At 68.9% G+C, this 20,098-nt stretch carries 26 protein-coding genes; 19 read left to right on the forward strand and 7 right to left on the reverse strand.

Going from position 1 to position 20,098, the window contains the following annotated elements:
- A partial coding sequence (locus BGP17_RS07765) for a sigma factor-like helix-turn-helix DNA-binding protein (protein WP_286711582.1) occupies positions 1 to 419 on the forward strand: 419 nt, incomplete at its 5' end.
- A gap of 4 nt (positions 420 to 423) precedes the next feature.
- On the opposite strand, the gene BGP17_RS07770 is transcribed toward BGP17_RS07765, so the two are convergent.
- The 3 genes from BGP17_RS07770 to BGP17_RS07780 are packed head-to-tail and all read right to left on the reverse strand — an operon-like array spanning position 424 to position 2,626.
- Positions 424 to 879, reverse strand: a complete 456-nt coding sequence (locus BGP17_RS07770) for a GNAT family N-acetyltransferase (protein ID WP_286711583.1) — start codon at positions 877 to 879, stop codon at positions 424 to 426.
- Between the two features lie 32 nt (positions 880 to 911).
- Positions 912 to 2,030: a M14 family metallopeptidase gene (locus BGP17_RS07775; protein WP_286711584.1), complete on the reverse strand. Its 1,119-nt coding sequence runs from the start codon at positions 2,028 to 2,030 to the stop codon at positions 912 to 914.
- Entirely contained in the window at positions 2,027 to 2,626 is a 600-nt protein-coding gene (locus BGP17_RS07780) for a DUF4136 domain-containing protein (RefSeq protein ID WP_167301207.1), read from the reverse strand. The genes BGP17_RS07775 and BGP17_RS07780 overlap by 4 nt, the downstream gene beginning before the upstream one ends.
- A gap of 172 nt (positions 2,627 to 2,798) precedes the next feature.
- On the opposite strand from BGP17_RS07780, the gene ykgO reads away from it, so the two are divergent.
- Together ykgO and BGP17_RS07790 are read left to right on the forward strand one after the other, a co-directional pair.
- Positions 2,799 to 2,924, forward strand: a complete 126-nt coding sequence (gene ykgO, locus BGP17_RS07785) for a type B 50S ribosomal protein L36 (RefSeq protein WP_086130464.1) — start codon at positions 2,799 to 2,801, stop codon at positions 2,922 to 2,924.
- A gap of 5 nt (positions 2,925 to 2,929) precedes the next feature.
- Positions 2,930 to 3,541, forward strand: a complete 612-nt coding sequence (locus BGP17_RS07790; RefSeq protein ID WP_167301208.1) for an HAD family hydrolase — start codon at positions 2,930 to 2,932, stop codon at positions 3,539 to 3,541.
- A 36-nt stretch (positions 3,542 to 3,577) separates the two neighbouring features.
- Here BGP17_RS07790 and pyk read toward each other — a convergent pair whose 3' ends face one another.
- Positions 3,578 to 5,056 (reverse strand): pyruvate kinase, encoded by a 1,479-nt coding sequence (gene pyk / locus BGP17_RS07795; RefSeq protein ID WP_167301209.1) that lies wholly within the window; start codon positions 5,054 to 5,056, stop codon positions 3,578 to 3,580.
- A 75-nt stretch (positions 5,057 to 5,131) separates the two neighbouring features.
- Here pyk and BGP17_RS07800 point away from each other — a divergent pair, with 75 nt between their 5' ends.
- Positions 5,132 to 5,494: a DUF1244 domain-containing protein gene (locus BGP17_RS07800; protein WP_167301210.1), complete on the forward strand. Its 363-nt coding sequence runs from the start codon at positions 5,132 to 5,134 to the stop codon at positions 5,492 to 5,494.
- On the opposite strand, the gene BGP17_RS07805 is transcribed toward BGP17_RS07800, so the two are convergent.
- Entirely contained in the window at positions 5,457 to 6,266 is an 810-nt protein-coding gene (locus tag BGP17_RS07805) for an SGNH/GDSL hydrolase family protein (RefSeq protein ID WP_286711585.1), read from the reverse strand. The two genes, BGP17_RS07800 and BGP17_RS07805, sit on opposite strands and share 38 nt — an antisense overlap.
- 158 nt (positions 6,267 to 6,424) lie before the next feature.
- Between BGP17_RS07805 and BGP17_RS07810 the strand changes: the two genes are divergently transcribed.
- The 6 genes from BGP17_RS07810 to BGP17_RS07835 all read left to right on the forward strand — a co-directional run bounded on the left by BGP17_RS07810 (position 6,425) and on the right by BGP17_RS07835 (position 11,244).
- Positions 6,425 to 8,101: a serine hydrolase domain-containing protein gene (locus tag BGP17_RS07810; RefSeq protein ID WP_286711586.1), complete on the forward strand. Its 1,677-nt coding sequence runs from the start codon at positions 6,425 to 6,427 to the stop codon at positions 8,099 to 8,101.
- 64 nt (positions 8,102 to 8,165) lie between these two features.
- Positions 8,166 to 8,402 (forward strand): DUF2312 domain-containing protein, encoded by a 237-nt coding sequence (locus tag BGP17_RS07815; RefSeq protein ID WP_167301213.1) that lies wholly within the window; start codon positions 8,166 to 8,168, stop codon positions 8,400 to 8,402.
- Between the two features lie 125 nt (positions 8,403 to 8,527).
- Complete coding sequence (locus BGP17_RS07820) at positions 8,528 to 9,271, forward strand: YebC/PmpR family DNA-binding transcriptional regulator (RefSeq protein ID WP_167301214.1); 744 nt, start codon at positions 8,528 to 8,530, stop codon at positions 9,269 to 9,271.
- Between the two features lie 247 nt (positions 9,272 to 9,518).
- Positions 9,519 to 10,007, forward strand: a complete 489-nt coding sequence (gene ruvC, locus BGP17_RS07825; RefSeq protein ID WP_167301215.1) for a crossover junction endodeoxyribonuclease RuvC — start codon at positions 9,519 to 9,521, stop codon at positions 10,005 to 10,007.
- A gap of 242 nt (positions 10,008 to 10,249) precedes the next feature.
- The gene (gene ruvA, locus BGP17_RS07830) at positions 10,250 to 10,849 is read left to right on the forward strand and encodes a Holliday junction branch migration protein RuvA (protein WP_167301216.1); all 600 of its coding nucleotides are present in this window, start codon (positions 10,250 to 10,252) and stop codon (positions 10,847 to 10,849) included.
- Positions 10,846 to 11,244: a GFA family protein gene (locus tag BGP17_RS07835; RefSeq protein WP_286711587.1), complete on the forward strand. Its 399-nt coding sequence runs from the start codon at positions 10,846 to 10,848 to the stop codon at positions 11,242 to 11,244. Before ruvA ends, BGP17_RS07835 begins: the two co-directional genes overlap by 4 nt.
- Here the strand turns inward: BGP17_RS07835 and BGP17_RS07840 are convergent.
- On the reverse strand, positions 11,216 to 12,145 hold the full coding sequence (locus BGP17_RS07840; RefSeq protein WP_167301218.1) for a 2-hydroxyacid dehydrogenase: 930 nt from the start codon (positions 12,143 to 12,145) through the stop codon (positions 11,216 to 11,218). The genes BGP17_RS07835 and BGP17_RS07840 overlap by 29 nt on opposite strands.
- A 46-nt stretch (positions 12,146 to 12,191) precedes the next feature.
- Here BGP17_RS07840 and BGP17_RS07845 point away from each other — a divergent pair, with 46 nt between their 5' ends.
- The 9 genes from BGP17_RS07845 to pal all read left to right on the forward strand — a co-directional run bounded on the left by BGP17_RS07845 (position 12,192) and on the right by pal (position 18,551).
- The gene (locus BGP17_RS07845; protein ID WP_286711588.1) at positions 12,192 to 12,746 is read left to right on the forward strand and encodes a DUF4337 domain-containing protein; all 555 of its coding nucleotides are present in this window, start codon (positions 12,192 to 12,194) and stop codon (positions 12,744 to 12,746) included.
- Complete coding sequence (locus BGP17_RS07850) at positions 12,743 to 13,147, forward strand: hypothetical protein (RefSeq protein ID WP_286711589.1); 405 nt, start codon at positions 12,743 to 12,745, stop codon at positions 13,145 to 13,147. Before BGP17_RS07845 ends, BGP17_RS07850 begins: the two co-directional genes overlap by 4 nt.
- Entirely contained in the window at positions 13,144 to 14,166 is a 1,023-nt protein-coding gene (gene ruvB, locus BGP17_RS07855; protein WP_167301221.1) for a Holliday junction branch migration DNA helicase RuvB, read from the forward strand. Before BGP17_RS07850 ends, ruvB begins: the two co-directional genes overlap by 4 nt.
- A 45-nt stretch (positions 14,167 to 14,211) precedes the next feature.
- The gene (locus BGP17_RS07860) at positions 14,212 to 14,658 is read left to right on the forward strand and encodes a YbgC/FadM family acyl-CoA thioesterase (RefSeq protein ID WP_286711590.1); all 447 of its coding nucleotides are present in this window, start codon (positions 14,212 to 14,214) and stop codon (positions 14,656 to 14,658) included.
- A 7-nt stretch (positions 14,659 to 14,665) separates the two neighbouring features.
- Positions 14,666 to 15,355, forward strand: a complete 690-nt coding sequence (tolQ, locus tag BGP17_RS07865) for a protein TolQ (RefSeq protein ID WP_167301223.1) — start codon at positions 14,666 to 14,668, stop codon at positions 15,353 to 15,355.
- Between the two features lie 4 nt (positions 15,356 to 15,359).
- Entirely contained in the window at positions 15,360 to 15,803 is a 444-nt protein-coding gene (gene tolR / locus BGP17_RS07870) for a protein TolR (protein WP_167301224.1), read from the forward strand.
- Positions 15,803 to 16,594, forward strand: a complete 792-nt coding sequence (tolA, locus tag BGP17_RS07875) for a cell envelope integrity protein TolA (RefSeq protein ID WP_286711591.1) — start codon at positions 15,803 to 15,805, stop codon at positions 16,592 to 16,594. The genes tolR and tolA overlap by 1 nt, the downstream gene beginning before the upstream one ends.
- Before the next feature lie 2 nt (positions 16,595 to 16,596).
- A complete protein-coding gene (gene tolB / locus BGP17_RS07880; protein WP_167301226.1) occupies positions 16,597 to 17,970 on the forward strand; it encodes a Tol-Pal system beta propeller repeat protein TolB in 1,374 nt (457 codons plus the stop codon).
- 68 nt (positions 17,971 to 18,038) lie between these two features.
- Entirely contained in the window at positions 18,039 to 18,551 is a 513-nt protein-coding gene (gene pal / locus BGP17_RS07885) for a peptidoglycan-associated lipoprotein Pal (protein WP_167301227.1), read from the forward strand.
- Between the two features lie 63 nt (positions 18,552 to 18,614).
- On the opposite strand, the gene BGP17_RS07890 is transcribed toward pal, so the two are convergent.
- Positions 18,615 to 19,982, reverse strand: coding sequence for a serine hydrolase domain-containing protein (locus BGP17_RS07890; protein ID WP_286711592.1), 1,368 nt, complete (start codon positions 19,980 to 19,982; stop codon positions 18,615 to 18,617).
- Positions 19,983 to 20,098: the final 116 nt, after the last annotated feature.

Consider the following 20,098-nt stretch of genomic DNA (forward strand, 5'->3'; position numbering starts at 1 on the left):
AGGGGCCGCGCCTGCGCTCGGCCACCCATGGCATCGACCCCGCCGAGCTGGAGAAGCTCGAAGCCAAGCTGAGCCGCGACCGCGAGATCGTCGCGCGCCGCGTCTTCGACGGCGCCACGCTCGACGAGGTCTCGCGCGCAACCGGCGTGACCAGGGAACGCATCCGCCAGATTGGCAGGCAGGCGACCAGGCTGCTGACCGAGATCGCTGCCGAAGCGCCGCGCTTCACCCCGATGGCCGAAGACGCCCGCCGCGCGATGCCGCCGGCCCGCCCGCGCCGCGGCGGCGCTGCGAAAGTGCCGCTGCTCCCCGATCCGGGTGCGCTCCACAATCGCCTCGCCCATGTCGAGGCGATCGAGGCGGAGCGGACGGCCTATGTCACGCCGGCCCTGCCGGTCGCCCGGCTGGTGCTGCACTGATCCTTCAGACCACCCGCGACAGGAAGCGGCTGAACGGATCCTCGCGATAGTCGCCGAACGGCCCGCATTCGGTGAAGCCGAACTGGCGGTAGAGCGCATGGGCGGCATCGAAGGAATCGCCCGATCCCGTTTCCAGGCTCACGCGCCGATAGCCCCGCGAGCGGGCGGTGCTCAGGATATGCCCGACCAGCTTGGCGCCGGTGCCGCGGCGCAGATGCTCCGACGCGGTGCGCATCGACTTGATCTCGCCATGCTCCGGATCGAGCTCGCGCAGCGCGCCGCAGCCCAGCAGGTCCTCGCCGTCCCACACGGTCCAGAAGGTCACGTCGGGCGCGGCGAGGCCGGAGAAGTCGAGGAAATGGGTGCTGTCCTTCGGCGAATTGGCCAGCATCCCGGCGAAATGCTGCTCCAGCAGCCCGCGGACCCGCGCATCGTCGAGCCCGCCCTCGCGGATTTCCATGTTCGACCCCTCTTTGTCGTTTTCGTTCCCGGTCAGATCTCGTCGATAAATCCTGCCAAAGTCTCAAGGCAGGCATGCGCCAGCGTCTTGCAGCGCGCGGGCGACCAGGCGAATTCCGGATCGGCGTTGGCCTCGTGATCCTTGAACGGCATTTCCAGCGTCATCGAGACCGCGCCGAAACGCTCGGCGAGCTGGTTGGTCGACATCGAGAGATTGGCCTGGCCCGGCGCCGATTTCTCATAGCCCAGGTCGAGCTGGAAATCGGGCGTCGTCCGGGCGAGGCGGCGGGCATATTCGTAGAATTTCTCGCCATGCGCATCCGTCCAGGAGGCGATGCCTTCGAAGCCGGCGAGGAAATTGGCGGGGATCGCCTCGTCGCCATGCACGTCGATCGCGAAGTCGACGCCGGTCTCGTCCATCGCCGCGCGGACCAGGAACACCTCGGGGCTCTTCTCCATCGTCGGAGCATGCCATTCGCGGTTGAGGTTGATGCCGGCGGCGTTGGTGCGCAGATGCCCGCGGCGCGAACCGTCCGGATTCATGTTGGGCACGATGTGGAACACGGCCTTCTCGCGCAGGTCCCGCGCCGTCGCGTTGGTCGGGTCGGTCAGGAATTCGAGGGCGCCTTCCATCCACCATTCGGCCATGGTCTCGCCCGGATGCTGGCGCGCATAGAGCCACACCGTCTTCGGCCCGGTGCCGAGCGTCAGCAGGTCCATCGGCTGGCCGTCGAGCGTCTTGCCCAGCTCGCGGTGCGACACGCCCGGCATCAGCGCGATGCGGCTGACCAGGTCGTGGTGCCGCTCCATCGAATAGGGCGCGAAATAGGCGAACCAGACCAGGTCGGTGTCGATCGCCTTGGTGAAGCTCAGCACGCCGTCGGCATAGCTCGATTCGGCCGTGCGCCACGCTTCGCGGTCGGTCGACCAGCGGGCCTTGTAGCCCGGCCAGCCGAACGCATAGGCGGCTCCGCCCGCGTTCAGCAGGCGGAAGGTGAGGGTGCGTCCCTTCGCTCCGGCCACGCGGAAGTGAAACCACTGGTAGAAGTCCGAGAGGTGATCGGTGACGATCTCGAGGTCGACGCGGTCGCCCTCGATCCCCACGAGGCGGATGTTGCCGGAATCGAAGCCGGAATTGATCTGGATGGTCATTTCACCGTGATAGTGATGCCGGACTCGCCGGGGAAGTCCTTGAAGAGTGCCTTGGCCATGCGCGCGGCCGCGGCGCCGGGCTGGTCCGGATCGGTGCCGCTCACGCTGCCGCTCTGCGCCCGGCCTTCCCAAACGGTGGTGTTGTCGCTGCGGCGGCGCAGCTGCACCCACAGCTCGGTCTGATACAGCTCGCGCGTCTTGCCGCCGATGCCGAAGCCGACATCGCCGCCGACGCCCACGCCGCCGCGGCGCCCGCCGCTGAAGCTGCCGGCGCCCAGGCCGATGCTGACCGGCGGCGGTTCCTTGAATGCCCCCTTGCTCGTGCGGCGGAAGCCGACCGCCGCGATATAGCCCGAAGGCGTGCTGCTCACCGACTGGACATAGCCCAGCCGCTCCAGCTCGGCGCGCACCGCATCGGCATAGGTCTGATATTCGGGGCCGAACGAATCGGTGTTGGCCATCGGCTCGACCGCGACGGTGGTGCGCTCGATCGGCGCGCCCAGATGATAGCGGGTGACGTCGATCGGCTGGGGGCGATAGCTGGGGGCGCAGGCTCCCAGCGCGGCGAGCAGGGCGATGCTGAGCGGCTTCTTCACGCGAGGAACTCCTGTTTCGCGGACGGAACGTCTCGGTTTTGCCCTCCAACACGAATCAGGTCGAGTCGGTTCCGCAGCGTTGCGGGGCGACTCCTGCCTTGACTTGGCGGGCGTCGGCCACTAGGCGAGCCCCTCTTTCCGGCATTCCTATAGTTTGAGAAGCGAATCGGTCATGAAGATCGTGAATTCATTGAAGTCGCTCAAGGATCGGCATCGCGACAACCGCGTGATCCGCCGTCGTGGGCGCATCTACGTCATCAACAAGACCCAGAAGCGTTTCAAGGCCCGCCAGGGCTGATTCGCGTGGTCCAGCCCCATGCCGTCATCTTCGATGTCGGGAAGGTGCTGTTCGACTGGGAACCTCGGTTCCTCTACGAGCGCCTGATCGAGGACGATCGGGCGCTCGAAGCGTTTCTGGCGAACGTCGTCACCAGGGAATGGCATTTCCAGCACGATGCGGGGCGTCCGTTCGCGGAAACCTCGGCGGAGTTGCGTGCCCGCTTTCCCGAACATGCGGCGCTGATCGCCGCCTGGGCGCCGCGCTTCAACGAAACGCTGGGGCCGGCGATTCCCGGCATGACCGCGCTCGTCGAGGCGCTCGATGCCGCCGGCGTGCCGCTCTTCGCGATCACCAATTTCTCCGGCGAGTTCTGGCCGCCGTTCCGCGCGCGCGAAGCCGCGCTGTTCGATCGCTTCCGCGACATCGTCGTCTCGGGCGACGAGAAGCTGGTGAAGCCCGATCCCGCGATCTACGCGCTCGCGCTGCGCCGATTCGGCCTGGAGGGGCCGGACGCGGTGTTCATCGACGACAGCCTGCCCAATGTCGTCGCGGCGGCGGACGCCGGAATCCACGCCTTGCACTTCACCGGGGCGGCGAAGCTGCGGGCGGATCTCGAAGGCCTGGGGCTGCTCTAGACTCCCCTCCCGCGACGGGAGGGGAATCGGTCTGGATCAGATCGCGTCCGGCCCTTCGCGGCCCGGATGGTTCTTCAACTCGTCGCCGACCAGCGTCACCACGTGCAGCACGTTGGTCGAGCCGGGCGTCCGGAAGGGTACGCCGGCGCACAGCACGACGCGGTCGCCCGCCGCGGCGATGTGGTGGCGCAGCGCCATCCGCTTCGACTTGGCGACCATCTCCTCGAACGAATCGACGTCGCGGGTGTGGACCGCGTGCGTGCCCCAGAGCAGGCCGAGCCGGCGCGCCGTCTCGATCTTGGGGGTGAGCACCAGGATCGGCACCGAGGGGCGCTCGCGCGCGATTCGCCGCGCGGTCGAGCCCGAGCTGGTGAAGCAGGTGATGCCGGAGGCGGAGACGGTGCGCGCGATGTTCTTCGCGGCCTCGGCCAGCGCGTCGGCGGTAGTGGGGTCGGGGCGCGTCACGGTGAAGTGGACGCGGTCGCCATGCGCGGGGTCGCGCTCCACGGCGTCGGCGATCGAGTTCATCATCGAAACCGATTCGACCGGCCATTTGCCGGCGGCGCTCTCGGCCGAGAGCATGATCGCATCGGCACCGTCATAGACTGCCGTGGCGACGTCCGAGACTTCGGCGCGCGTCGGCGACGGGCTCTCGATCATCGATTCGAGCATCTGGGTGGCGACGATCACCGGGCGGCCCAGGCGGCGCGCGGTCTCGACGATGCGCTTCTGGAGCGGCGGCACGGTCTGCGGCGGCAGCTCGACGCCCAGGTCGCCGCGCGCGACCATCACGCCGTCGCACTGCTCCACGATCTCGTCGAGCCGCGCGATGGCCGAAGGCTTCTCGATCTTGGCGAGCAGCGCCGCCTTGCCGCCGATCAGGCGGCGGGCCTCCATCAGGTCCTCGGGGCGCTGGACGAAGCTGAGCGCGATCCAGTCGGCGCCCTGCTCGACGGCGAAGGCGAGGTCGCTGCGGTCCTTCTCGGTGAGCGCGGCGAGCGGCAGCACCATGTCGGGCACGTTCAGGCCCTTGTTGTTCGACAGCGGACCGCCCACCTCGACGATCGTGGTCAGCCGGTCGGGCGCGACCGAGACGACGCGCAGCACCAGCTTGCCGTCGTCGAGCAGCAGGCGGGCATTCTCGTGCGCCGCCTCGAAGATCTCGCGGTGCGGCAGCTCGACGCGGGTGGCGTCGCCGGGCGTCTTGTCGCGATCGAGGATGAACTCGTGGCCGGTGACCAGCTGCACCTTGCCGTCGGCGAACTTGCCGACGCGCAGCTTCGGGCCCTGAAGGTCGGCCAGGATCGTGGTCGGGCGGCCATATTTCTGCTCGAGCCCGCGAATCGCCTCGAACAGCGGCACCTTCGATGCCTGGTCGCCATGGCTCATGTTGATCCGGAACGCGTCGGCGCCGGCTTCGAACAGCTTGGCGATCATCTCGGGCGTCGCGCTGGCGGGGCCGAGCGTGGCGAGGATGCGAACCTTGCGCGTGCGGGGGCTGATTGCCTTTGTCATCGTTGTCATATCCTCGGCTTGTGCCTCGGTGCCTCTAGCCTCATATCCCGGAGGATCAACCGTGGAGGTGTGATAATGGACGAACTCGACCAGCTGGATGACGCTACCGCCGCCAAGGCGTTCCGCAGCCTGGTCCGCCATCTCCGCCATCGCACCGACGTGCAGAACATCGATCTGATGGGCCTGGCGGGCTTTTGCCGCAACTGCCTGGCCGACTGGATCGTCGAGGCCGATCCGTCGATCGCCAGGGACGAGGCGCGCCATATCGTCTACGGCATGCCGTTCCCGGAATGGAAGGCGCGCCACCAGGGCGAAGCCACGCCCGAGCAGATCGCGCGGATGGAAGCGAGCGTGAAGCGGAACGAAGCGCTGGACGAAGCGCTCGACGAGAGCTTCCCGGCTAGCGATCCGCCCGCGATGACCGAGCCGGGGCGCTGACCGCCGGCCGGGCCGGATTCGCGGCCGGGGCCGGAGAGAGCTTCCACTTCATCGCCTTCGCTACCGCCGCGCGCCAGATGTCGTAGCCGGCGCGAGTCATGTGCAGGCCGTCCTCGCGATAGAGTTCGGGGCGCGGCTTGCCGTCCGGTCCCAGCATCGCGGGGAAGATGTCGACATAGCCGAGCCGCCGGTCGGTCGCGACATAGTCGCGCACCAGCGTGTTGGCCTCGCGGATTCCGTCGATCAGCCGCCAGCGCGACGGGCTGGGCTTGATCGCGATGAACAGGATGCGGGTGCCGGGCAGCCTGAAATGCACCTTGGTCACCAGTGCCTGGAAATCGGAGAGAACTTCCTCGGGCGTGTGCCCGGCCTCCAGGTCGTTGTCGCCGGCATAGAAGACGATCGTCTTCGGTGCGTGGGGCGTCACGATCCGATCGGCATAGCGGACGCTGTCGGGAATCGTGGAGCCGCCGAAGCCGCGATTGACCACATTGTGGCCGGGGAACTCGCGCGCGAGGTCGGGCCACATCCGGATGCTCGAGCTGCCGAGGAACAGCACCCCGCCCTTTGCCGGCCTGGTGATGGCGTCGCGCGCCTCGAACGCGGCGATCTCGGCGGCGAAGGGCGCCTTGTCCGCCGGGATCGGCGCGGGGCGGAGATGGGCCGGCACCCGCATGGCGGGCGGAAGCTGGACCGGCGCGGCGGGCTTTGCCGGAACTGGGGCCGGCGGCCGGTTCTGCGCGGGCGCGGTGGCCGGCAGGAGAGCGAGCATGGCGGCGGCGAAAAGCGCGATTCGGCGGGAAAGGGGCATGGCCGGCAGATAACCGCACCGGCCGCCAGGGGCAATTCGCGGGTAATCGACGGAAGCGGACCGTGTCGCGACGGAGCCGGGGCGGGTCGATTGCGAGATCGCGATTACACTTGTAGTCGATGGGTATGCGACGTCTCGCTCGGCTCCTTGCCTGCTCGCTCCTCCTGGTCCCCGGCATCGTATCGGCGCGCGCCGCCGATCCCGCGGGCGAGGTCGACAAGCTGCTCGCTCCGTGGAGCAAGCCGGACGCGCCGGGATGCGCCGTGTCGGTCGCACGCGACGGACTGCTGCTCCATGCCCGCGGCTATGGCGCCGCCAATGTCGAGGCGGGCATCGCCAACACGCCCGACACGGCCTTCCACATCGCCTCGCTCTCCAAGCAGTTCACTGCCTTCGCGGTGCTGCTCCTCCAGGCGGAGGGCAGGCTCGCGCTCGACGACGACGTGCGCAAATATGTCCCCGAGCTGCACCGCTTCGCGCGGCCGATCACGCTCGCCCATCTCATGCACCACAGCAGCGGGCTGCGCGACCAGCTGAGCCTGTTCTGGCTGCAGGGCCGGCGCGGCGAGGACAGCATTGCCCAGCAGGACGCATTGCGGGTGATCTTCGGCCAGCGCGAGCTCAACTTCGCGCCCGGCACCGCCTTCGGCTATTCCAACTCGAACTACACGCTGCTCGCGCTGGTGGTCGAGCGCGTCTCCGGCAAGTCCTTTGCCGACTTCCTCGCGGAGCGCGTGTTCCGGCCGCTCGGCATGGACCATAGCTATGTCGTCGACGACTATCACCGCATGCGCGCCGGCCAGGCGATGCCCTATGCGCCCGGCGGGAAGGAAGGCGCGCCGGAGCGCCGCTTCCTCCCCTATGCCACCTATGGCTCGACCGGTATCCGCTCCACCGCGGCCGACCTCGCCCGCTGGGCGCGCAACTTCGCCGAGCCGGTCGTGGGCACGAAGGCGGTGATCGCGGAGATGCTGAAGGCCGATCCCGTCACCGGCTATGGCGGCGGGCTCCATATCGGGCGCCATCGCGGCGCGCCGATCGTCGGGCACAGCGGCATCGATCCCGGATTCGTCGGCCATTTCCTGATGCTGCCGGAGCGGCGCCTGTCGGTCGCGCTGATCTGCAATGTCGAGGGGGAGGATCCGGCGCCGCTCGCACGCGGGATCGCCGATCTCTATCTGGGCGAGGCTCCCGCCGATCCCGCCCCGCGCCCCGAAGTCGCGCTGGCCCCTGCCGAACTGCTGCGCCTTGCCGGCAATTATCGCGATCGGCTCGGCACCGGCTTCCTGATCGAGGCGCGCGAAGGCAGGCTCTGGATGCAGGGCTTCGACCCGATGATCCCTCACGGCGCGGGCGCCTTCGGCATGAAGGGCGCGCCGGTCGCCATCCGCTTTTCGGGCGAGGTGCCGGCGCGGACGCTGACGATCGACGGCCCCGGCGGCCTCCTGGTGGCGACGCGCTATGTCCGGCAGCCGGCGACGGCACTCACGCCCGCGCGCATGACCGACTATCTCGGCACCTATTACAGCCCCGAGCTCGCCGTTCTGGTGACGGTCGCGCGGCGCAACGGCGCGCTCTGGATCCTGGGGCCGGGCTGGGAGAGCCGGATCAGCCAGCCGCCCGAAAAATATCGCGAGCGCGATTCCTTCGATACCGACACGGTCACCGGCACGGTCCGCTTCCGCCGCGATGCGCGGGGCAGGGTGACGGAGCTGCGCAGCACCAATGGCCGCATCGTCGACCTGCGCTTTCTGCGCGTGACGGGCCTGCCTCGGCTCGGCGCGGTTGGGGGTTGAGCGGAGCCGCCCGCTCCGATAATCGCGCCCCTTTCCGAACCAGATTCTTCCAGGAGCTTCCACCTTGTCCGATTCGATTTCCGCCGAGCAACTGCGCCTTCTCATCGAGCGGATCGAGCGGCTCGAGGAAGAGAAGAAGGGCATCGCCGACGATATCAAGGACGTCTATGCCGAAGCCAAGGCGACCGGCTTCGACGTGAAGACGATGCGCTCGATCGTCCGCCTGCGGAAGATGGAAAAGCATCACCGCGACGAGGCGGAGATGCTGCTCGAAACCTACAAGCAGGCGCTCGGTATCTAGGGTTGTCGTCGTCCCCGGCGTCCCGGCCCGGATCCGGGGCCGCCGGGTGACGATGTTCGGGCAAGCATTGCCCATGGCCCCGCGCCTGGCCTAAAGCCGCGCGATCAGTTTCATACGAGAGCGCAATGGCAGGCCATTCCAAGTTCAAGAACATCATGCACCGCAAGGGCGCGCAGGATAAGAAGCGCTCGAGCATGTTCTCCAAGCTCAGCCGCGAAATCACTGTCGCCGCCAAGATGGGCTTGCCCGATCCCGACATGAACCCGCGCCTGCGCGCCGCGATCGCCGCGGCCAAGGCGCAGTCGATGCCCAAGGACAATATCCAGCGCTCGATCGACAAGGCGAGCAAGGGCGACGGCGAGAATTACGAAGAGATCCGCTACGAGGGCTTCGGTCCGGGCGGCGTCTCGCTGATCATCGAGGCGCTGACCGACAATCGCAACCGCACCGCCACCAATGTGCGCACCGCGGTCTCCAAGAATGGCGGCAATCTCGGCACCGCCGGCTCGGTAAGCCATGGCTTCGACCGGATGGGCCTGATCAACTATCCGGCCAAGGCCGGCGACGCCGAGAAGGTGTTCGAGGCCGCGCTCGAGGCGGGGGCAGAGGACGTGGCCAGCTCCGAGGACGGCCATGAGATCTGGACCGCGCAGGACGCGCTTCACGAAGTCGCCAAGGCGCTGGAGCCGGTGCTGGGCGAGGCCGAGGGCGCCAAGCTCGCCTGGCGGCCCCAGACCATGGTCGATGTCGGCGAGGAGGACGCGGCCAAGCTGTTCAAGCTGATCGATGCGCTCGACGACGACGACGACGTCCAGACGGTGTGGGGGAATTACGAAGTCTCGGACGACGTGATGGAGAAGCTGGGCTGATTCGGGATCGCGCAACGACGCGACGAGGCGACGAGCGAAGCATGTCGTTTGCGCAAGGGCACGAAGGCGCGGGGATTTCGGTCGTTGCGCGCGGCGCGGGAACGCTCTCGCGCAGGCGGCGAATGGCACCGGCTGGCAGATTGCCGCCGTCGCGGCCGGGGAGTCCCTCCGCGCCTCCGCGCCTCTGCGCGAACCGATCTCCTTCCTTCCCCACCGTCGCGCCGGCGCGCCGTTGCGCGCGCCGGAAATGATCATCCTCGGCCTCGACCCCGGCCTCGGCACCACCGGCTGGGGGCTGATCCGTGCGGAGGGTAATCGCCTGTCGCACCTCGCCAACGGGCGGCTGAAGACCGATACCCAGGCGCCGCTCCCGCGCCGCCTCGCGCATCTCGACGCCATGCTGGCCGCGCTGATCGCCGATCACGGCCCCGAGGCGGCGGCGGTGGAAGAGGTATTCGTCAATTCCAACGCCCAGTCGACGCTCAAGCTCGGCCAGGCCCGCGGTGTGGTGCTGTGTGCGGCGGCGCGGACCGGCATCGATGTCGGCGAGTACAAGCCGAGCACGGTCAAGAAGTCGGTGGTCGGCATGGGCAATGCCGAGAAGGCGCAGGTGCACGCGATGGTGCAGGTGCTGCTGCCTGGCGTGAAGATCGCCGGGCCCGACGCCGCCGATGCGCTGGCGGTCGCCATCTGCCACGCCCACCATCTGGCAAGCGCCCGCTTCGGGTTGCGCTAGGCGGCCAGCGCGACGATCATTTCTGCCCCCGTTTCCCCGCTCGAATTGGGGAACCGCGCGGCAACGTGCCAGCGGGGCGGGTGATTTCGCTTTCCTAGGCCTGCTTGTTCTGCTTATGTACCGGGCATGCGCGCGCGCCTCCGCTCCTGTTCCGCCTGGCTGCCATTCGCCCGATGCCGTGCGCGGCGCGGGGAATGGGGAGGGGGCCTCGACGCCATATGCTTCCGCGCGGAGGACCGGGCATGATCGCGCACCTGAAGGGCCGGCTGGAGGCGACGGGGCTCGACCATGTCGTGATCGACGTGAACGGCGTCGGCTATCTCGCCGGCGCGTCGGGCAGGACGATCACCGCACTCGGCGCCACCGGCGGATTGGTCACGCTCCACACCGAGATGCTGGTGAGCGAGGATTCGATCCGGCTGATGGGTTTCGCCACCGCGAGCGAGCGCGACTGGTTCCGCCTGCTCACCAGCGTGCAGGGCGTCGGTGCCAAGGTGGCGCTCGCGATCCTCTCGATCCTGTCGCCCGAGGAAGTGCAGACTGCCGTGGCGCGTGCCGATTCGGCGATGATCGCGCGGGCGAATGGGGTGGGGCCCAAGCTTGCCCAGCGCATCGTCAACGAACTCAAGGACAAGGCCGGCGGCGTGGCGCTCGGCAGCGGCGGCGCCCCGGGCGTGGCAGCGGCGGGTGGCGCTGCGCAGGATGCGATCTCGGCGATGCTCAACCTGGGGTTCAAGCCGGCCGAGGCGAGCGCCGCGGTCAATGCCGCCGCCGACGAACTGGGCGCCGGTGCGACGCTGGATGCGCTGGTGCGGCTGGCGCTGCGCAAGGCGGCGAAATGACGAGCCGAACCGCTGCCTGCCGCTGCGGCCAGCTCCGCGCCGAATGCGTGGGCGAGCCGGTGCGCATCTCGGTCTGCCATTGCCTGAACTGCAAGCGGCGCAGCGGATCGGCCTTCGCGGTGCAGGCGCGCTTTCCGGTGGGGCAGGTGGCGATCACCGGCCGGTCGACCGAATGGATCGCAGCGTCGGAGAGTGGCGGGCTGCCGGCCAGCTTTCACTTCTGCCCGATCTGCGGCGGCAATGTCTGGTATAGCGGCGGCGGCATTCCCGACACGATCGCGATCCCCGTCGGCCATTTCGCGGACCCCGGCTTCCCGGCGCCGACCGTGTCGGTGTGGGAGGAGCGGCAATGCACCTGGCTGGAGATCACCGGCCCGGTCGAGCGTCATGGCTGACCGGTCGGATCAGGGGCGTCGGCAGGGGGCGCCCCGCGAAATGCGCATCGAGATTGGCGAGCACCAGGTCGCGCATCTCGGCGCGGCCTTCCCCGGTCGCGCTGCCCTGGTGCGGGGCGAGCACGACGGTATCGCGCGTGCGCAACGCCTCGGGCACGTTCGGTTCCTGCGCGAACACGTCGAGCCCCGCGCCGGCGATGCGCTGCTCCGCCAGCGCCGCGATCAGCGCGTCCTGGTCGACCAGGCTGCCGCGGGCGATGTTGATCAGCACGCCGTCGGGACCCAGCCGGTCGAGCACCCCGGCATCGACGATGCGATCGGTTTCCGGTCCGCCCGGTGCGGCGAGGATCAGTACCTCGCTCGCTTCGGCCAGCGCGGCGATGTCGGGCACGAAGTGCCACGGCACCGGCTTTTCGGCGCGGGCGCAATAGAGCAGCGCGCCGGCAAAGGGCGCGGCACGCAGCGCAATCGCATGGCCGATCCGGCCCAACCCGAAAATGCCGATGCGGCGCCCGCTGGCCCGGCGGCCGAGCGGCGCGGCCCAGCCCCCGCCGCGCACCAGCGCGTCGTTCGCCGCCACGCGCCGCTGCACCGCCAGCATCAGCGCGATCGCCTGGTCGGCGACGTCCTCGGTCAAGGCGCCCGCCGTGGTGGTGACGCAGATGCCGCGGGCATCGAGAGCGTCCAGATCGAGCCGGTCATGGCCAACGCCGTGGATCGCGACGATCTCCAGCGCGGGCAGGCGGGCGAGCAGGGCGGCATCGATCTTCATTGCGCCGCCGCCCACCACGGCGCGGATACCGGGGGGAGGATCGCCTTCGTGCAGCGTGAAGCGTTCGGCGAGCGCCGCGCGCAGCGGCGCGGGAATGGGCGTTGCGAGCAGCAGGTCCGGGCCGGCCATGTCCCTGCTCTAGCCGCGTCGCCGCGAGAGGAATAGGTCGGGAGCCATGGAAATCGAAGTCAGTGCCGAGGCCAAGGACAAGTCGCTCAACCGGAATGTGGCGATCACGGTGGTGGTGCTTTCGGTGTTCATGGGGGTGTGCGGGATCAAGGACGGCAACATTGTCCAGGCGATGCAGCAGGCCCAGTCCGATTCGGTCGACAAGTGGAACCAGTATCAGGCGGCCAAGACCAAGCTGCACGTCGCCGAGGCGAGCCGCCTCCAGATCGCCCTGCTGGCCGATCCCGGGCGCGCCGCGCCGGTGCTTGCGGGGCTCGACCGCGACATCGCGAAATACAAGGCGGAGGCGCCGGGTCTGGCCGCCGAGGCGAAGGCGCGGAGCGATCTCTACGATGCGCTGAACGTGCATGACGACCAGTTCGATGCGAGCGACGCGTCGGTCGCCACCGCCATCTCGATCGCCGCCGTCGCCGCGCTGGTGGAAAGCGGCTGGCTGCTCTGGGCCGCCTGGGCCTTTGGCGCCTTCGGGCTGTTCATGGGGCTGTGCGGGTTTCTGGGCTGGAGCTTCCATCCGGCGCTGCTGAGCGGGGTATTGGGGTGAACGGGGTCGATCATCCTTTCGTCCCCGGCTGGCAGGGCGATCGCAGCTGGACCGCGCCGGGCGAGCCGCCGTCGGCGTTCGTGACGTTCGAGGCGGGCGACCTGGGCGCGCCCTTCCGCATCGCGCATGGGCGCGACATGATGTTCGATCACGGCGAGCTCGTGCAGGACTATAACTTCCTCGATTATTTCTTCGGCGATCCCGCCGCGCCGGTGCGTGCGCGGCATTATCTGGGCGAGCGCAGCGTGGCCGTCTATCTTCCCGGCTTGCCGGAGGATGCGAACCTGGCGCAGGCGCGCGCAGCTTTCCCCGAAGATGCCCTTCGCTATCTCCGGCGGCGCTTCCACGCAATCGAGGTGTTGACCGGCGAGGGATATTGCGAGCTTTGGACGGCAGCATGACGGATTCCGATCGCCTCCTCTCCTCCGCGCGCCGCATCGACGATGTCGACGCCGCGCTGCGCCCCAAGAGCCTCGACGAGTTTGTCGGCCAGCGGGCGGCGCGCGAGAATCTGCGCGTGTTCATCGATGCCGCCCGCTCGCGCGGCGAGGCGCTGGACCATGTCCTGTTCTTCGGCCCGCCGGGGCTGGGCAAGACCACGCTCGCCCAGATCATCGCGCGCGAGATGGGCGTCGGCTTCCGTGCCACGTCGGGCCCGGTGATCGCCAAGTCGGGCGATCTCGCGGCCCTGCTCACCAATCTCGAGGATGGCGACGTCCTCTTCATCGACGAGATCCACCGGCTCAATCCCGCGGTCGAGGAAGTCCTCTATCCGGCGATGGAGGATCGCGCGCTGGATCTCATGATCGGCGAAGGGCCGTCGGCGCGCAGCGTGCGGATCGACCTGCCGCGCTTCACCCTGGTCGGTGCGACCACCCGCCAGGGGCTGCTCACCCAGCCGCTCCGGGATCGGTTCGGCATCCCGGTACGCCTGAATTTCTACGCGGTCGACGAGCTGGAGCGCGTGGTCGCCCGCGCCGCCCGGCTGCTCGACCTGCATGTCGCGCCCGATGGCGCACACGAGATCGCGCGGCGCTCGCGCGGCACGCCGCGCATCGCCGGGCGGCTGCTCCGCCGGGTGCGCGACTTCGCCAATGTGCTGGGCGAGGAGACCGTGCATGCCCGGGTGGCGGACCAGTCGCTCACCCGGCTCGAAGTCGATGCGCTCGGGCTCGACGCGATGGACCGGCGCTACCTCACCATGATCGCCGACATCTACAAGGGCGGCCCGGTGGGCGTGGAGACGCTGGCGGCCGGGCTCAGCGAGCCGCGCGACACGATCGAGGAAGTGATCGAGCCCTATCTGATCCAGATCGGGATGATCGCGCGCACGGCGCGGGGGCGCTGTCTCAACGCGGCGGGGTGGAAGCATCTGGGCCTCACGCCGCCGTCCACCGCGCAGGAAGGGCTGTTCGACTGAGGTGAGGGGTTCCCCCGGCGGAATCGCTGGGTTAGGTGGCCGGCCATGGACGTATCCTTCGCCCCTGGCCGCTTCGCGGGCCTCGAGCATCATTTCGTCCTGCGTGTCTATTTCGAGGACACCGACCTGAGCGGCGTGGTCTATCACGCCAACTATCTCAGGTTCATGGAGCGGGCCCGCTCGGATATGCTGGCGCTTGCCGGCATCGATCAGCGCGCGGCGCACGAAGCGGGCGAGGGCGCCTATGCGCTGCGCGAGGCGAACATTCGCTACCGGGCGCCGGCGCGCCTGGGCGACGAACTGGTGGTGGTCAGCCGGCTGGTCCGGCTGCGCCCCGCCGCAGTGGACATTCATCAACGAGTCATGCGCGACGTTACCATAGTGGCCGAAGCGGAGATCGATGCGGTGTTCGTCGCCCCGTCCGGCCGTCCGCGCCGCCAGCCGGCGGCGTGGATGGAGCGTTTCACACCGCTGCTCTTCAAGGGGAACTGAACCGATCATGGAATTCATCAGCACCGACGCCGCCACCATGTCGCCGATCGGCCTGTTCCTGCAGGCGGACTGGGTGGTGCGCGCCGTGATGATCGGCCTGCTGCTCGCGTCGCTCTGGACCTGGGCGATCATCCTGTCGTTCGGCTTCAAGGTGAGCGCAGTGAAGAAGGCGATCGACCGGTTCGAGGCGGAATATCGCGAAGCCGACGACATCGACGAGTTCCATCGCCGCGCCGCCGGCCGCGACCAGCCGATCGCCCGCGTCTTCGCCGCCGGCGTCACCGAATGGCGCCGCTCGACCAGCGGCAAGGCGATCGACCGCGAGGGCACGCGCGAGCGCCTGGCCACCGCGATGGGCGCCACGATCGCGCAGGAGATCGACAAGCTCGCCGATCGCCTCAACTTCCTCGCCACGGTCGGTTCGGTCGCGCCGTTCGTCGGCCTGTTCGGCACGGTCTGGGGCATCATGCGCAGCTTCACCGGTATCGCCAAGGAGCAGAGCTCATCGCTCGCCGTGGTCGCGCCGGGCATCGCCGAGGCGCTGTTCGCCACGGCGATCGGCCTGTTCGCCGCCATTCCGGCGGTGATCGCGTACAACCGCTACTCGCACGGCGTGAACCGGGTCGAGGCGCGGCTCAACCGCTTCGCCGACGGCTTCCACGCGACGCTGAGCCGCCGCCTGGAGATGGAGGCCTGAGCCGATGGCGATGCACCTCCCCTCGAACAAGGGCCGCGGCCGCCGCCAGCCCATGGCGGAGATCAACGTCACGCCGCTGGTCGACGTGATGCTGGTGCTGCTGATCATCTTCATGGTGACGGCACCCCTGCTCACCGCCGGCGTGCCGGTGAACCTGCCCGAGAGCCGCGCCAAGGCGCTCGACCAGGATCAGAAGCCCGTCCAGATCGCGATCGACGACAAGGGCCAGATCTTCGTCGACAACGAACTGACGTCGGACGCCGCGCTGCCCGGCAAGCTCGAGGAGATCGCCGGCCGTGCGCCGGGGCCGGACGGCAAGCCGGCGGCGGTGTTCCTGCGCGCCGACCAGGGCCTGGGCTATGGCAAGGTCATGAAGGTGATGGGCGAGCTCAACCATGCCGGGCTCAACCGCGTCTCGCTGATCACCGACGCGAGCGCCAAGCCGTGATGAACCGGGCCGAGGGTGCGGGACTGACGGTTGCGGTGCTGGGGCATGTCGTGCTCTTCGGCCTGTTGTCGGTCGGCTTCCTCGCCACGCCCAATCCCCTGAAGCTGAAGCCGACGCCGATCGAGGTGGCGCTGGTCGATCAGGTCGCGCTGGAAAGCACCTCGCCCAACCCGACCAGCGAGGCGCCGGCCGCCAGGCTCGCGCCGGTGGAAGCACCGATCGAGCCGGATAGCGCCCCGCCCGAGCCGGCGCCCAATCCGCAGCCGATCGCCAAGCCGCAACCGACGCCGCCCAAGCCGGTGCCCGCGCCCGATGCCGTGAAGCCCGCGCCGAAGGCGCCACCCAAGGCCGCCCCGGCCCAGGCGCCGTCGCGCCCGGCCCAGCGCCCCGTCGCGCCGACCGGCCGGCTCGATGGCCTGCTCAACGGCATCAACGACAAGCCGAGCAAGAGCGCATCGGTCACGCCGCCGGCCGCAACTGCCGGGCCCGAGGTCAAGGCTGCGTTGAGCGCCGCGATCATCCGCCAGATCCGCCCGCACTGGGCCCCGCCCAGCGGCGCCGATTCGGACAAGCTGCGCACCAAGGTGACCGTCAGGCTCAACCAGGACGGCTCGCTCGCCAGCGAGCCGCAAGTGACGCAGACGGGCATCACCGACAGCAACCGCGCCCAGGCCGATCTCGCCAAGGATCGGGCGATCCGCGCGGTGAAGCTTGCCGCTCCCTTCAAGCTGCCCGCGCAATTCTATGATGCGTGGAAAGTCATAGCCCCGGTTTTGTACGAGGACCTGTGAAGATGAAATTTGCCCATCTGACGATCGCGGCCCTGCTGGCGAGCACCGCCGCCACCGTCGCGCAGGCGCAGGACGTGCCGGCGCCCGCTCCGCAGCAGCAGCCGCCCCAGGCGCAGGACCAGCCGCTCAGCGTCGACGTGACCAACACTGCCGCCAAGGACCTGGTCATCGCGATTCCGGCGATGCCCACTTCCGAGAACGTGTCCACGCCCGCCGGCCCCACCGACCAGCTCGGGGCGAAGCTCGCCCAGGTGGTCGAGGACGATCTGCGCAACACCGGCCTGTTCAAGACGCGCGGGCCCTCGGCCAGCCGCGGCATCGCCTATAGCGAAGTCACCGCGCCCAATTACGGCAGCTGGAACGGCAACCAGGCGATCATCCAGGGCTATGTCCGCGCCAACGGCAACGGCTCGCTCACCGTGGGCTGCTATCTCTACGACGTGCTGCTGCAGAGCGAGCTGGTCCGCCAGGGCTTCGTCGTCTCGCCGGCCGACTGGCGCCGCGCCGCGCACAAATGCGCCGACGCGGTCTATTCGAAGCTCACCGGCGAAGGGCCGTATTTCGACAGCCAGGTGGTGTACGTCGCGGAGACCGGCCCGAAGAACAAGCGCCGCAAACAGCTGGCGATCATGGACCAGGACGGGGCCAACCACCGCTTCCTGACCAACGGCCAGTCGATCGTGCTCACGCCGCGCATGAGCCCGAAGCAGAACGCGATCGTCTATATGAGCTACACGCAGCGCAAGCCGGCCATCTATGTCTACGACATGGGGACGCGCGAGAACCGGCTGCTCGTCTCCAACGTCAGCCTCAGCTTCGCGCCGCGCTTCTCGCCGGACGGGCGCCATGTGCTGTTCTCGATGGCGCAGGCCGGCAATACCGACATCTACCGCATCGCATCGGCCGGCGGCGAGCCGCAGCGGCTCACCAACTCGCCGGGCATCGATACCGGCGGCAGCTATTCGCCCGACGGCTCGAAGATCGTGTTCGAGAGCGATCGCAGCGGCACGCAGCAGCTCTATGTGATGAACGCGGACGGCTCGAACCAGCACCGGATCAGCTTCGGCGGCGGGCGCTATGCCACGCCGGTGTGGAGCCCGCGCGGCGATCTGATCGCCTTCACCCGCACCGGCGGCGGCGCGTTCCGGATCGGCGTGATGAACCCGGGCGGCGGCGGCGAGAAGCTGCTTACCAACAGCTGGGGCGACGAGGCGCCGAGCTGGTCGCCCAATGGCCGCGTGCTGATGTTCTTCCGCTCGGCCCAGGGCTCGGGCCGGCCGGACCTGTGGTCGGTCGACCTCACCGGCACCAACGCGCGGCGGATTCCCACGCCGCTCGACGGGTCGGATCCCAGTTGGGGACCGATTCGTCCCTGAAACGTAACGGCATTCGTGCTAAGGCCCTGGCAAGCGGACCGGGTGCGATGAGAAAAGGAGAAAAGACCATGTCCAAGATCACGACCGGCCTGGTGCTCGGCGTCGCGCTGCTCGCCACCGCGGGCTGCGCCAAGAAGCGCGATGCGAACACGATTCCGCCCGCGCCGTCGGAGACCGGCCCGGTCAATCCGGGCGAGGGCGACAGCGACACGGTCGCGGCGCCGATCAACGAGCAGTTCCGCCGCGAAGTGTCGAGCGACACCGTGCATTTCGCGTTCGATCAATATGACATCGATCCCGAGGCGCGGGCGATCCTGGACAGCCAGGCACAGTGGCTGAACAGCCACCCGAACACCCGGATCACGATCGAGGGGCATTGCGACGAGCGCGGCACCCGCGAATATAATCTCGCGCTGGGCGATCGCCGTGCCAATGCGGCCAAGAACTATCTTGCCTCGCGCGGCATCTCGCCCGCGCGGATCACCACGATCAGCTATGGCAAGGAGCGCCCGATCGCGCTGGGCTCGGACGATGCCAGCTGGGCGCAGAACCGCCGAGCGGTGACGATCGTCATCAGCTAGGGCGTTCGCGCTTTGGGAAAGGGGCCGCCGGGGGAAGCTCCGGCGGCTTTTTCGTGCCTGGCGCTAGTTCACCCGTTCCAGCGCCAATGCCGGGTCCTCGCCCTTGGCGAAATAATCGAGCCGGATCACCTTGCCGGCCGCGTCGCGGACCGGAGTGAAATAGCTGATCTCGTCGGGCACGAAGCGGATGTCGCCCCGCGCGTCGAGCATGAGGGGGATCGCCGGGCGACCCTCGCGTACGAGGGTGAGGCGGCCTCCCGCGAACGCCAGGGTGCGCGACGTCGCCGGATCGCTGCCATAGGTCCCGGCCAGCGCGGCCGCCTCCGGCGGCAGGGCCCGCCCGGCGCCCGGCAGCGGATAGGGCTTGCCCAGGGCGATCGCCGCCATGCGCCGGGCGAGCGTCTGCGCATCGAACGTGTCGTTGTTCGCGAGCACCACGATCACCGTGTCCGACACGGGCAGATAGAGCAGCGCGGAGGCGAAGCCGTCGATCTGGCCGGTATGCCCGATCGCCGTCTGTCCGCGGATCTGCCAGATATAGAGGCCGAGCCCGTAGCGCTGTTGCAGCGGCACGCCGGCAAGCGCGGGCTGTGCCATCTGGGCGAAGCCGGCCGCGCTCACCACCCGGCCATGCGCCAGTGCCCGCATCCAGCGCATCAGGTCCGCTGCCGAGGATCGCAGCGATCCCGCGGTCTTGGGGAGCGACATGTTGAAGGCGGCGGCGTTGCGGAGCTGCCCTTCGGCCAGCGTGTATCCCGCGACGCGCCGCGCCACGATCGCGTCCCGGCGGTCATAGGCGGTGTCGGCGAGCCCGAGCGGCACGAACAGGCGCGTGCGCATCGCCTCGTCCCAGGACTGGCCGGTCACTTTCTCGATCACGGCGCCGAGCAGCATATAGCCCGAGTTGGAATAGCGCTGCTCGCTGCCCGGAGCGGAGCGCAGCGGACGCGCCGCGATCCGCGCGACCTGTTGCGCCAGCGGGACTTCGCCCGGGCCGAAGGGCGGCTGGGGCGTGGCGTCATTCTCTGCGATCCCGGCAGTATGGCTGAGCAACTGGCGCAGCGTGATGCGCGGATCGAGCGGCAGCTCGGGCAGGTAGCGCGCCGCCGGTGCATCGAGCGCCACTTCGCCACGCTCGGCCATCTGCACGATCAGCGCGGCGGTGAAGCTCTTGGTGATCGAGGCGATCCGGAAGATCTGGTCCGGTGCCATCGGCATGCCGAGCTCGGCCTCCGCCATGCCGCGCGCGCGCCGATAGAGGATCGTGTCGCCGCGCGCGATCAGCACGGTGGCGCCGGAGCCCTTGGGAGAGACGGTGGCGGCCAGCGCCGCATCCGCTTCGTGCGGGATCGCCGCGGTGGCGGGCTGCGCCAGGGCCGGTGCGGCGGGCAGCAGCAGGGCCACGCAAAGGGCGGGCAGGAGCAGTCGCATCGATTTCCCCCGATCGAGATCGGCGGATCGTCGCGTCGCCCGGATGAGCCTTGCCTGAACGGCGCGCGATTCCGTCTTGCGACGCGCTCCGAAACGATATAAATACGATATCATAA

The sequence above is a fragment of the Sphingomonas sp. 67-41 genome, from assembly GCF_001899725.1.
In the GTDB taxonomy this organism is placed as follows: Bacteria; Pseudomonadota; Alphaproteobacteria; order Sphingomonadales; family Sphingomonadaceae; genus Sphingomonas; species Sphingomonas leidyi.

Excerpts from the sequence above, each read along its gene's own strand:
- ruvB (WP_167301221.1), top strand. The coding sequence starts at position 13,144 with ATGACGGATTCCGATCGCCTCCTCTCCTCCGCGCGCCGCATCGACGAT.
- ruvA (WP_167301216.1), top strand. The coding sequence starts at position 10,250 with ATGATCGCGCACCTGAAGGGCCGGCTGGAGGCGACGGGGCTCGACCAT.
- BGP17_RS07835 (WP_286711587.1), top strand. The coding sequence starts at position 10,846 with ATGACGAGCCGAACCGCTGCCTGCCGCTGCGGCCAGCTCCGCGCCGAA.
- tolR (WP_167301224.1), top strand. The coding sequence starts at position 15,360 with ATGGCGATGCACCTCCCCTCGAACAAGGGCCGCGGCCGCCGCCAGCCC.
- BGP17_RS07840 (WP_167301218.1), bottom strand. The coding sequence starts at position 12,145 with ATGGCCGGCCCGGACCTGCTGCTCGCAACGCCCATTCCCGCGCCGCTG.
- tolQ (WP_167301223.1), top strand. The coding sequence starts at position 14,666 with ATGGAATTCATCAGCACCGACGCCGCCACCATGTCGCCGATCGGCCTG.
- BGP17_RS07800 (WP_167301210.1), top strand. The coding sequence starts at position 5,132 with ATGGACGAACTCGACCAGCTGGATGACGCTACCGCCGCCAAGGCGTTC.
- pal (WP_167301227.1), top strand. The coding sequence starts at position 18,039 with ATGTCCAAGATCACGACCGGCCTGGTGCTCGGCGTCGCGCTGCTCGCC.
- BGP17_RS07860 (WP_286711590.1), top strand. The coding sequence starts at position 14,212 with ATGGACGTATCCTTCGCCCCTGGCCGCTTCGCGGGCCTCGAGCATCAT.
- BGP17_RS07770 (WP_286711583.1), bottom strand. The coding sequence starts at position 879 with ATGGAAATCCGCGAGGGCGGGCTCGACGATGCGCGGGTCCGCGGGCTG.
- pyk (WP_167301209.1), bottom strand. The coding sequence starts at position 5,056 with ATGACAAAGGCAATCAGCCCCCGCACGCGCAAGGTTCGCATCCTCGCC.
- BGP17_RS07820 (WP_167301214.1), top strand. The coding sequence starts at position 8,528 with ATGGCAGGCCATTCCAAGTTCAAGAACATCATGCACCGCAAGGGCGCG.
- BGP17_RS07775 (WP_286711584.1), bottom strand. The coding sequence starts at position 2,030 with ATGACCATCCAGATCAATTCCGGCTTCGATTCCGGCAACATCCGCCTC.
- ykgO (WP_086130464.1), top strand. The coding sequence starts at position 2,799 with ATGAAGATCGTGAATTCATTGAAGTCGCTCAAGGATCGGCATCGCGAC.
- BGP17_RS07805 (WP_286711585.1), bottom strand. The coding sequence starts at position 6,266 with ATGCTCGCTCTCCTGCCGGCCACCGCGCCCGCGCAGAACCGGCCGCCG.
- tolA (WP_286711591.1), top strand. The coding sequence starts at position 15,803 with ATGAACCGGGCCGAGGGTGCGGGACTGACGGTTGCGGTGCTGGGGCAT.
- BGP17_RS07890 (WP_286711592.1), bottom strand. The coding sequence starts at position 19,982 with ATGCGACTGCTCCTGCCCGCCCTTTGCGTGGCCCTGCTGCTGCCCGCC.
- BGP17_RS07810 (WP_286711586.1), top strand. The coding sequence starts at position 6,425 with ATGGGTATGCGACGTCTCGCTCGGCTCCTTGCCTGCTCGCTCCTCCTG.
- BGP17_RS07845 (WP_286711588.1), top strand. The coding sequence starts at position 12,192 with ATGGAAATCGAAGTCAGTGCCGAGGCCAAGGACAAGTCGCTCAACCGG.
- tolB (WP_167301226.1), top strand. The coding sequence starts at position 16,597 with ATGAAATTTGCCCATCTGACGATCGCGGCCCTGCTGGCGAGCACCGCC.
- ruvC (WP_167301215.1), top strand. The coding sequence starts at position 9,519 with ATGATCATCCTCGGCCTCGACCCCGGCCTCGGCACCACCGGCTGGGGG.